The organism is Enterococcus sp. DIV0712 (assembly GCF_050554855.1).
GTDB classification, from domain to species: Bacteria; Bacillota; Bacilli; order Lactobacillales; family Enterococcaceae; genus Enterococcus; species Enterococcus faecalis.
In genome coordinates, this window is the sequence record NZ_CP187333.1 from 2,753,090 (window position 1) to 2,763,762 (window position 10,673).

Annotated in this window: 14 protein-coding genes; 2 read left to right on the forward strand and 12 right to left on the reverse strand. The window is 37.9% G+C overall.

The features are described from left to right. Window positions 1–2 precede the first annotated feature (2 nt). From citE to IGL42_RS13120, 7 genes are read right to left on the reverse strand one after another with little or no spacing between them, the layout of a single operon-like run. On the reverse strand, window positions 3–890 hold the full coding sequence (gene citE, locus IGL42_RS13090) for a citrate (pro-3S)-lyase subunit beta (RefSeq protein WP_002355998.1): 888 nt from the start codon (window positions 888–890) through the stop codon (window positions 3–5). Then, window positions 878–1,186, reverse strand: coding sequence for a citrate lyase acyl carrier protein (gene citD / locus IGL42_RS13095; RefSeq protein WP_002355999.1), 309 nt, complete (start codon window positions 1,184–1,186; stop codon window positions 878–880). Before citD ends, citE begins: the two co-directional genes overlap by 13 nt. 5 nt (window positions 1,187–1,191) lie before the next feature. Beyond that, a complete protein-coding gene (gene citC / locus IGL42_RS13100; RefSeq protein ID WP_002356000.1) occupies window positions 1,192–2,184 on the reverse strand; it encodes a [citrate (pro-3S)-lyase] ligase in 993 nt (330 codons plus the stop codon). 32 nt (window positions 2,185–2,216) lie between these two features. Next, window positions 2,217–2,351 carry an OadG-related small transporter subunit gene (locus tag IGL42_RS13105; RefSeq protein ID WP_002356001.1) on the reverse strand — a complete coding sequence of 45 codons (135 nt, stop codon included), beginning with the start codon at window positions 2,349–2,351 and terminating at the stop codon, window positions 2,217–2,219. A 21-nt stretch (window positions 2,352–2,372) separates the two neighbouring features. Further along, entirely contained in the window at window positions 2,373–3,488 is a 1,116-nt protein-coding gene (locus tag IGL42_RS13110; protein WP_002383526.1) for a sodium ion-translocating decarboxylase subunit beta, read from the reverse strand. Window positions 3,489–3,517: 29 nt separating this feature from the next. Beyond that, window positions 3,518–3,919, reverse strand: coding sequence for an acetyl-CoA carboxylase biotin carboxyl carrier protein subunit (locus IGL42_RS13115; protein WP_002363547.1), 402 nt, complete (start codon window positions 3,917–3,919; stop codon window positions 3,518–3,520). Continuing rightward, window positions 3,903–4,265 carry a hypothetical protein gene (locus IGL42_RS13120; RefSeq protein ID WP_002356004.1) on the reverse strand — a complete coding sequence of 121 codons (363 nt, stop codon included), beginning with the start codon at window positions 4,263–4,265 and terminating at the stop codon, window positions 3,903–3,905. The genes IGL42_RS13115 and IGL42_RS13120 overlap by 17 nt, the downstream gene beginning before the upstream one ends. A gap of 403 nt (window positions 4,266–4,668) precedes the next feature. Here IGL42_RS13120 and IGL42_RS13125 point away from each other — a divergent pair, with 403 nt between their 5' ends. Beyond that, window positions 4,669–6,066 (forward strand): CitMHS family transporter, encoded by a 1,398-nt coding sequence (locus tag IGL42_RS13125; RefSeq protein WP_002356005.1) that lies wholly within the window; start codon window positions 4,669–4,671, stop codon window positions 6,064–6,066. Between the two features lie 133 nt (window positions 6,067–6,199). Continuing rightward, the gene (locus IGL42_RS13130) at window positions 6,200–6,895 is read left to right on the forward strand and encodes a GntR family transcriptional regulator (protein WP_002356006.1); all 696 of its coding nucleotides are present in this window, start codon (window positions 6,200–6,202) and stop codon (window positions 6,893–6,895) included. 43 nt (window positions 6,896–6,938) lie between these two features. Here IGL42_RS13130 and IGL42_RS13135 read toward each other — a convergent pair whose 3' ends face one another. The 5 genes from IGL42_RS13135 to rpmH form a co-directional block, all read right to left on the reverse strand. Next, window positions 6,939–7,661, reverse strand: a complete 723-nt coding sequence (locus IGL42_RS13135; RefSeq protein ID WP_002363545.1) for a response regulator transcription factor — start codon at window positions 7,659–7,661, stop codon at window positions 6,939–6,941. Window positions 7,662–7,838: 177 nt separating this feature from the next. Beyond that, window positions 7,839–8,615 (reverse strand): RNA-binding cell elongation regulator Jag/EloR, encoded by a 777-nt coding sequence (gene jag, locus IGL42_RS13140; RefSeq protein ID WP_002356009.1) that lies wholly within the window; start codon window positions 8,613–8,615, stop codon window positions 7,839–7,841. A gap of 14 nt (window positions 8,616–8,629) precedes the next feature. Beyond that, window positions 8,630–9,457: a YidC/Oxa1 family membrane protein insertase gene (locus IGL42_RS13145; protein ID WP_002356010.1), complete on the reverse strand. Its 828-nt coding sequence runs from the start codon at window positions 9,455–9,457 to the stop codon at window positions 8,630–8,632. Beyond that, on the reverse strand, window positions 9,457–9,813 hold the full coding sequence (gene rnpA / locus IGL42_RS13150) for a ribonuclease P protein component (RefSeq protein WP_002356011.1): 357 nt from the start codon (window positions 9,811–9,813) through the stop codon (window positions 9,457–9,459). Before rnpA ends, IGL42_RS13145 begins: the two co-directional genes overlap by 1 nt. A gap of 203 nt (window positions 9,814–10,016) precedes the next feature. Beyond that, window positions 10,017–10,151 (reverse strand): 50S ribosomal protein L34, encoded by a 135-nt coding sequence (rpmH, locus tag IGL42_RS13155; RefSeq protein WP_002356012.1) that lies wholly within the window; start codon window positions 10,149–10,151, stop codon window positions 10,017–10,019. Between the last annotated feature and the right edge of the window lie 522 nt (window positions 10,152–10,673).

The window sequence follows — 10,673 nt, forward strand, 5'->3', positions numbered from 1 at the left end:
GTCTATATTTCCTCCTCGGTAATTAATTTAGCCGCCAATGCTAACGCAATGACCCGTTCAGCTCGTTCAACAATTGGTTTATCAACCATTTTTCCATTTACGGAGATAACACCGGAACCTTTAGCTTCGGCTTCCCGAATGCCCCAGATTACTTCCTTAGCATTCTGGATTTCTTTTTCTGTTGGCGCATAAATAGTATTAACCAATGGGATTTGACGAGGGTTAATCACCGATTTCCCATCGAAACCTAGCTGTTTAATCAAACGAACTTCGGCTTCAAAGCCTTCCGTATTGTCTACATCTGAATAGACCGTATCAATAGCTGCAATCCCAGCTGCTCGAGCGGCATGTAAAATCATGCTACGAGCAAAGAATAGTTCTTGGCCATCTGGATGGCGCCGTGTTTTCATATTGGTAACATAGTCTTCGGCGCCTAACGCGATGCCAATCAAGCGAGTTGAACTTTTGGCAATCGCGGGCGCATTTAGAACACCTTCAGCCGATTCGATAGCAGCCATCATTTTCGTTGTTCCTACGGGAATGTCATTTTGCTGTTCTACTTCTGTAATGACTGCCTCGACATCAATGATATCTTGGGCTGTTTCTGTTTTTGGTAAACGAATCACATCGACACCAGCTAAGACCATTGCTTCAATATCTTCTGCGCCACCGGCATCTAAAGCATTGATCCGAACAACAATTTCAATATTGCCATAATCGAAAGTTTTCAAAGCAGAATGGACTAAAACACGGGCAGAGTCTTTTTCTTTTAATGAAACTGCATCTTCTAAATCAAACATGATTGAATCTGCCCCATACAATGGTGCATCTCTTAGCATTGCTGCGTTCGCTCCAGGGACAAACATCATTGTTCTTCTTAAACGTTCCATGAGTCCAACTCCTTCCAATCATACGTTTCTTTTTCAGCGCCTCGATGTAAAACTGTAATCATCCGAGCTTTGATTGTACAATCTAATGCCCCTTTATCAATCGCCTTGACCGCAACGCCTTGGACATCTAAATGTTCCAAAGTTGTCGTAATCACCTGACGAATTTGATTGCCAAATTGTTTTTCGACACTACTTTCTAATTCAATGGTATTTTCTGTTGATTCAATGGGTTGGACGGTAATCATAATATCACTTGATTCTACTGTCCCTGCAGTAGCATTTTTGATAATCTTCACTTTCTTCACCTCATTAGTTTCTTGTGTTCTACTAAGTATTGATAACTTGTTGCTGGTAAAAACTTCTTGAGTGTCTCTTTGTCGCCTTCAGCCATCGCTTTGCGAACTTTCGTCGCACTAATCAGCTCTCCATCACTCGCTAATCGCGGGACAATGGTTAGCGTTATCGTTTGTCCGAAAACTTGTTGCATTGCTTGATTGTAGACAGCGGTCACTTCTGAATAAGGCTCTTCTCCCACATAACGTTGCTGAATTTCAAGTATTGGCGCAATTCTTTCTTTAAATAACGTTGCATCAAGCGTTGCTTGAATTGCAGCTACCTCTAATGGCGCTTTTTCTTTCAAAAAATAGGTAGGAAAAGTCGCAGACGAAACTAAGTAATCTTCTGTAGATAGGACTGTCACATTGGGTAAATGGGCGACCCCTTTTTGCACCATTGCGAAACGTGCTTCTTTTGAAAATAGCGATTTATCTTCAGATAAAACAAACACATAAACGTGTGGACTTTCTTTGGCTGCTTTTTCGACTAAGTACTGATGGCCTTTCGTAAAAGGATTTGCATTCATGACAATGCTACTGGCTGGCCCTGCTTTTTTATGCTGTGTCAGGTAACCAAGATAATCGGCAAAATCTGGTTTGCCTTGCTCCATAAATAGCACCTCTTGGTTCGCAACCACTTTTTGAAAGCCTAGCGACTGAAAAATTTGTTCATTTTTTGGTTTTGTATACAAAAAACTGTGTAATTGGTTTTCTTCTCTCAGTTTTTCAAGTAGATGAACCACCAATTGGGTTAACAAATTTTCAGATTGATATTTTTTACAAACGGCCACGCACTTAATCGTTTTGCCTGAAAGCGAGCCAGAGGCGATTAATGCTGTGTCATCATATATGCCAACGGTGTAATCAAGTGCTTCTGTCGTTTGCAATTCGGCTTTTTCCATTAATTCGCGCCAAGCTTGATAAGCTTTTTTATCTTTTTGCAACCAGATTCTTTTCATTGTATATACGCTGCTCACAGCAATAACCTCCTTTATTTTTTAATTGGAAATAATTTTGTTAGTAATTTAGATGCTAGATAAATGATAAATAAAACAACGAAAACGCCGCCCCAACCAAAACCTAACAGTTCAAAAGCAATTTTTAAATCTTCCATGTTAACAGACATGTATTCGTTCTCCTTTCCGTCCTATGTTAAAAAGGCTAATAGTAAGCCACCAGCAATTACAGAAGCGATTTGTCCTGAAACGTTGGCACCAGCAGCATGCATTAAAATAAAGTTTTGTGGGTCTTCATCTGTAGCCATTTTTTGAATGACCCGACTAGACATTGGGAAAGCGGAAATACCCGCAGCACCAATCATTGGATTGATTTTTTCTTTTCTAAATAAATTCAAGAATTTAGCAAAAAGTACGCCGCCGACTGAGTCCATAATAAAGGCGACTAACCCTAAGCCAATAACCATCAACGTATCGACTTTTAAGAACTCTGCATAGTTCATGCTAACGGAAATAGATAGTCCTAGCAAGATACTAATAATATTCACCAATTCATTTTGAGCTGTAATGGATAAACGATCCAAAACGCCACATTCTCTTAATAAGTTCCCAAACATTAAGAAACCAACTAATGGTAATGACACCGGCGCAATTAACCCTGCGACAATCGTAATAACAACCGGGAAAAGAATTTTCGCTGTTTGAGAAACTTCACCGGCCCGATAAGTCATACGGATACGACGTTCGGCTTTCGTCGTCACTGCTTTAATCGCTACTGGTTGAATAATCGGAACTAACGCCATGTAGGAGTAAGCGGCAACCATTATGGCCCCCATGTATTTTGAATGTAAGGTATTTGCTACGAAAATAGACGTTGGGCCATCAGCGGCACCAATAATCCCAATCGAAGCAGCATCGTTTAAATCAAAACCTAATAAAACAGCCATAATAACTGTAAAGAAAATCCCAAACTGTGCAGCGGCACCAAACATCAACATAAACGGATTTTGTAACAATGGACCGAAATCAATCATTGCCCCAATCCCAATAAATAATAATAACGGGAATAACTCTGTTTTTATTCCAAAATCAAAAAGAACATTAAACGGACCCGGCTCGCCGCCAGCGCTCAATACGCCGGAATTAGGAAAGTTCACTAAAATCGTTCCTAAACCCATTGGCACTAAAAGTGTTGGTTCATACTCTTTTTTTATTCCTAAATACATTAATAGTCCACCAATCAGCATCATCACAATGCGTCCTGGTTCTTGGCCCATTCCTATAACACCTTGAATCAGTGTCTCCACACAAATCACTTCCTCTTCTTAAATTAATTCTAGTTAATTGTTATTAATGGTTCCCCTGGATTCACAATTTGACCTTGGGTAACATGAATTCCTGTTACCGTACCTGCTTTCCCTGCAACGATTTCATTTTCCATCTTCATTGCTTCTAAAATTAACAATGGTTGGTTCTCAGACACCGTATCACCAACATTGACTAATACTTTTAACACAGTTCCTGGCATTGGCGCAGGCATTGCATCTGCTCCTGCTGGGGCGGCTGGCTGTGCTGCTGGCGCTGGGGCTTCTTCAACAGCAGGGGCTGGTGTTTCTGTCGTAGCAACTGGCGCTGTTGGTTGTGGCGCAACAGGTGCTGGTTGTGGGACGCCACCGATTTCTTCCATCTCGACTAAATATTCTTTCCCATCAATTGAAATTTTAAATTTGCGTAACATAATGATCCTCCTCAAGGTTTTGTTTTGAAATTCTTTTGACAACTAGCTGAGACTCTTCTGAAAGCTCTGCAGCTATACTGGCTGCAATAATGGCAACTTCTTTTGCTTCTGGATTTCGTTTTGCGATTTTTTTGATAACAAAACGACTTTCTGGAAACTCTCCTGCTGCGATGGCAGTGGCCACAATACTTACCAATTGATATTCTTTTGGCTCAGCAGGAATATATGCTGGTATATCTATCCATCGCTTTTCCAAGTTATCCGCTTCACGTTGGATAACGCTTTCATTAATCTCGGTATCCTGTGTGTGTTGCTCTTTCTTGAATAAGGACTTAAATAGGCCCATATTGTCTCTCCTTTCACTAATTCTTGGTATACGTTCATTATAGAAAAAACCGTTAAAAAACCTAGTGAAAACACTAGCTCAGATTGTTCTTTTATTGTTTATTTTGTGAAAAAAACTCTGTAAACATTGGTATATAAGCATTTATCAGCCGTTAAGATTCTATTAATATTATATTAAGTTATTAATAAGAATTTGATTGTTGAATTGTTTTTTTGATGTTCTTTTTGTTTTAGGCTATTTATTCTCTGCGAAAGTTTGTATATTCTCACACTATAGACAAACACAAAAAATATTTTTTGTTGTAAACCAGAATACTGTGAAACATTTCTCATGGCTATTCTTTTTTATTAACACCGGTTGTTAACGCTTACAAAAAAGTTCTAAAAAAGAAAGGAAGAAAAACATGTTACTCACTATTTTAGCTTATGGTATGATTATCATCTTTATGTATGTAATCATGAAAAAGAAATTGTCACCGTTTACATCTTTAGTAATTATTCCTCTTATTTTTACTTTGATTGCAATTGCAACTGGAGTAGCGAGTCCGCCACCTGGTGCTGACGGTGTTGTCCCTGAAGTCAACATTGGAAATTTCGTCTTAGATGGGATTTCAACTACTTCAAAAACTGGTATTATGTTATTATTTGCCATTCTTTACTTCTCTATTATGTTGGATGCTGGTTTGTTTGACCCAATCACTAAAAAAATGATTTACTTTGCTAAAGGCGATCCAATGAAAGTCTTGATGGCTACTGCGGTAGTTGCTGCTGCTGTTTCCTTAAACGGAGATGGAACAACCACGACCTTGATTTGCTGTTCTGCGTTTATTCCCATCTACAAAAAACTTAATATGAAATTGATGAATTTAGGTGTGCTTGTTATCTTACAAAACACCATTATGAACTTATTACCTTGGGGCGGTCCAACAGCTCGTGCCATGGCCGTACTAGAAGTTGATGCCGACATTCTTTCTTATTTAGCACCTGGTATGATTTTATCTGTATTGTATGTTATCTTCTTTGTTGCTTATCGCATGGGGAAAAAAGAACGTGCTCGCTTAGGCGTGACAACGCTTACTGATAAAGAATTGGAAGAAATGACTATTGTTAACGATCCTGAGTTATTAGAAATTCGTCGTCCAAAGAATTTTGCGTTCAATGGTATTTTAACGATTGTCTTAATCGGTTGGTTAGTCTTAAGTTCATTCGTTGGTCAATTAGGTTTGCCTTCGTGGATTGAAATGCCACCGTTATTATTATTCCTAGTTGGTACTTGTATCGCTTTAATGATTAACTATCCAAAATTAAAAGATCAAAGCAGCCGTATCAGTGCAAATGCTGGTGACGCTGTGCAAGTAGTTATCTTAGTTTTTGCTGCTGGCGTCTTCATGGGCTTATTCCAAGGTTCTGGTATGGCCAATGCCTTAGCAAATAGCTTTGTTAATATTATTCCAAAACAATTAGCCGGCGCTTGGGGCTTAGTGATTGCGTTCATTTCAGCACCAGGAACATTCTTTATTTCAAACGATGGTTTCTATTTCGGTGTCTTACCAGTCCTAGCAGAAGCTGGACGTTCTTATGGATTTGACAATATGTCTATGGCTTTAGCTTCCTTAATGGGGCAAGCGTTCCACTTATTAAGTCCATTAGTGGCATTTATTTACTTGCTATTACGTTTAACTGGTTTAGATATGGGCCAATGGCAAAAAGAATCGGCAAAATATGCCTTAGGAATTTTCGTTATTTTCGTTGTTACAATTGTTGCTTTAGGTCACATGCCTTTATTTATTCCACAAAATTAAACGTCGTCGCTGAAACCGTAGGAGTGCCTTTTCTCCTCGGTTTTCTTTTCATTTTGTCTTTTCTTGCGTTATATTTTCATTTTTAATATTATATTTATTATCTATAAAAATAACCTATAGGGAGGTGCCTCATATGAATCCAACGGTTGAAGCAGTAAAACGGAACTTAGATTTAACCAGCAGTAAACCTCTAAAAATTTGTACCTACGAAGCCTTTAAAAAAACCATTATTTTAGGGGATATTCCTGCGGGTGAACGGATTAACGAAAAAGAATTTTCCGAGCAATTAAACATTAGTCGGACGCCCATTCGCTTTGCTTTACAAGAATTGGTCAAAGAACAATTGGTGGAACATATACCTATGGTGGGTATCGTGGTTAAAGGGATTAGTATGAAAGATGCTTATGAAATTTATGATATTCGTAAATCTTTGGACACTTTAGCAACCATTAAAGCCATGGAACTCATGACACCAGAAGATTTTGATGAATTGGAAGCCTTACTTCTCGAAGGAGAACAATACAATAAAAATAACCAAGTAGATGACTTACTACAGAACTTTTCAGATTTTAATTCCTTTATTTATACTAAGAGTCAGATGCTACGTTTAAAAAAAATTGTGACTGATCTCCATGCTTACTTAATCTATTTCAGAGATATTGCGATTCGTGCCTCAGAACGTCGTAGTATTGCCCTAGAAGAACATTGGTTAATTTTCCGCGGAATGAAAACAAAGAATATTGACCAGATCACACTTTTAACCCATGAACATCTAAATCGTTCGCTTCAATTTATTTTGAAAGAAATGGAACGTCGGCAAATTGAATAAGCAAAAAAGACCCGCAGTCGCTCGTGCAACTGCGGGCCTTTTTTCATTTTTTTTGTACGCAACCATCTGGCGTAAAGGTATAACCAATGCCCCAAACGGTCCGAAGGTAACAAGGTTCTTTCGGGTTTTCTTCTAATTTACTTCGTAAACGATTAATAAAAACCATAATCGTATTCGCATCGACATCCCCGGTACCCCAAACACTGCTGTAAATTTGTTCTTTAGAGAATACTTGCTCGGGATTCTCCAGAAAAAATTGAATTAATTGAACTTCTTTCGAAGACAATGAAATAGGTAAATCCTTTTTAAATAGTTGATAACGACCATAATCAAAACGGAAATCACCTACCTGTAGCTCTTCTTTTTTATAAACATTCAATTGTTTTCGAATCATTCGAGCTCGATTCAACGAAGCAATCACCTGAGCCTTAAAAACATTCAAGGAAAAAGGTTTCGTTATATAACTATCCACGCCCATTTCCAAGGCTGCAATAATATCCTCTTCTTCTTTTTTGCTACTAAAAAAGATAATTGGCACTAGTGGATATTTCTCTCTAATCATTTGGACTAAGTAGTAACCATCACTGTCATGTTCCAAGTTATCATCTAAAATGAACAAATCAAAGGTAACTCTGGACACGATATCTTTTGTTTTTTCAATTGATTCACTTTGGTAAATAAGAATACCTGTTGATTGTAATGCTTTCCAAATCAAGCGACGAACTGCTGCATCATCATCTACAACCAGTATTTTCTCCGTACGCATACCTGTTGCTCCCCCTACGTCTCTTTACAAAACTTTTTCATTTGAATTTACTACTGGAGTAATTACTGATTATCATAACATAAAAAAAGAAACGGAGACGGCTAAAAAATCATTTAACAAAGAAACGTTGGCAACTATTCAGTCCCTGCTGAGAGTTGCCAACGTTTCTTTGTTTGTTTAAAAATACTTCTTAACTGGTTCAACCACTAAATACCGATAAGGTTCATCCCCTTCAGAATGGGTTTTGATTTGCTCATCTTTACTTAGCGTGTGATGAATTTGTTTTCTTTCAAAAGCCGGCATTGGTTCCAAGAAGACTGGCCGCCCAGTGCGTTTGGCTTTTTCCGCGGTGCGTTTCGCTAAACGTTCCAAAATTTCATGACGTTTTTCACGATAATTTCCGACATTCACAACAATCGATAGCTTATTGCTTGCAATGCGGTGAATAAAGACTTGCGCTAAATACTGTAACGCATTTAACACTTTTCCGTGTTTTCCAATTAAGATACCTTGTTTTTCTGTTTCTAAATGGAAGATAATATTGCCATTCTCGCGCGCTATGCGAACCATGGCAGGGGCGTTCAGTTCATTTGAAATATTCGTTAAATACATCGCTAATTCAGTAATAGCAGCTTCGTCTTCCAGATTTTCTAAAGAATGTGTTGATTCCTCTGAGAGACTAGGAATTGCTTCGGTTAATTCCTCAACTGCTTCTTCCACTGCTTTTGCTTCATCGGCAACAACAATATCTTCCACTGTTTCTTCGACCGCTTCTGTGACTTGCTCACTAATCGTTGGTTCCATTGAAATTTGGGCAAGTTTTTTTCCTAGACCTAAAAATCCTTTTTTTCCTTCGTCTAACACATCAATTGTAACATCCTCTTTGGTTAAACCAAGTGCTTGTAAGCCTTTCTGCGTTGCTTCTTCGATTGTATTTCCTTCATAAATCGGCATCTGAACGACCTCCTTTATTTTTTCTTCCCTTTTTTCTTAGGACTTTTTGCTCGTTCAAGCGCTCGCTCCCGTGCTTTGGCTTGACGTGCTGCTTCCTCCCGCTCTTTACGGATTTTGAATGGGTTGTTTAATAACAATGTTTGCCCTGTTTGGAAGGCATTTGAGACCACCCAGTAAAGAGATAAACTGCTGGCTAATGAAATCCCCATAAAGAAGATCATCGCTGGCATAACGTAATTCATAATTTTCAGTGAGGCATTTGTTTCTAGTTGGCTCATACTTGAAAGATACGTACTAGCAAACGTAAAGACAGCCGCTAAAATCGGTAAAATTAAATACGGATCCGGCTTATCGAGGCTTAACCACAAGAACGTTCCTTCTTTTAACTCAGGCACGCGTGAAATGGCTTGATACAAAGCCATCATGATTGGTAGTTGAACCAACAGTGGTAAACAGCCAATGTAAGGATTCACATTATTCTCTGCATACAAACGTTGCTGTTCTTCTCGGAATAAGCGTTGTGTTTCAGGATCTTTTGAAGAATATTTTTGTTGCAAGGCCTTTAATTGAGGTTGCAACTCTTGTGTTTTACGCATACTCTTCGTTTGGAAATGCATCAACGGCAATAAAATAATCCGGATGACTAACGTAAATAGGATAATCCCAATTCCGACACTGCCGCCTAATGATAGGAACTTAATCGCTTGGGCAAAATAATAAACAATGTATCGATCCCAAATTCCTGTACTACTTTCACTTACGGGCGCGGTTCCGCAGGCGGATAAAACAAAGACTAAGGTCACTAACCCAGCCATTAATAATAAGCGCTTATACTTCTTCACTACTCAATTCCCTCTCTTACATCTAATATTTTAGCTAAATTTAACACATGTGTTAAATTAGCTTTCACTTCTTCAGACGATAATTTTTCCAATCCTGGACGTGCAATCACGATAAAATCAATTTCTGGAGAGATACGGTCTTTTAATTGAAATAAACTCGCGCGGATTTTCCGCTTCACAGCATTTCTTGTGACCGCGTTTCCAATTTTCTTCCCAACAGAAATCCCCACTCGAAAATGGGCTTGTTGTGGTTTCTCTAAAACGTACACCACGAAACGACGATTTGCACAAGATTGTTTTTTATTAAACACCTGTTGAAATTCTTTTTCTTTCTTGACACGGTATGACTTTTTCATCGGCATCCCTTTGTTTCTATATTTTTTTACTTCTTAATAATAATAGCATATTTCCGCTCTTTTTTAGTAGCCTTTTCTATAGAATCCTGCTTTCTTTTATTGAAAACAGAAAAAGAACCCTTAGTTATCTTCACATCTTCCAAAAAATTATGGAGATAACTAAGGGTTCTTAGAAATTGACTGTTTAAAAGACCAGACCATCATTAAGCAGAAATAACTTTTCTACCTTTACGACGACGGCTTGCTAATACGCGACGGCCATTTTTAGTGCTCATACGTTTACGGAATCCGTGAACTTTTTGGCGTTTACGTTTGTTTGGTTGATACGTTCTTTTCATGCAATTACACCTCCTGAAATTGTAACTATCCATCAATATATAGACATACTTTGATAGTATAACGAGTAATAGGGTATTTTGTCAATAAAATTTAAGAAATATTTCCTGAGAAAGATTCGTTTCAATTATCCACAAATTAAATTTTCCTGTGAGTAGCTTGTGGATAGTTTTCCACATTTTTTTCTGTTCACAGCCATTTTTCCACTAGTTTTACACAAAAAAACAGCCTGTTAAAAAGTTTTGCACAGGTGTTTTTTCAGCTGTTGATAAGTTCTTGAAACATTATTGTGTCAAGCTTAATTATTCTCAATTTTTTGTGGATAACTCATTCAACAACCACTTTCTTCCGCAAGTGTCGACACCCTGTGGAAAACTTTTTTCACCCTTGTGTACTTTTTTTCCACATTGAACAATTGCTTGTGGAAAAAGTTTTAAAAAAATGCTAAAATCGACTATGCTCATTCTTTTAAGTTATCCACATTTTTTAGATAACCAAAATTTAAACATATAGGAGGTCACTGT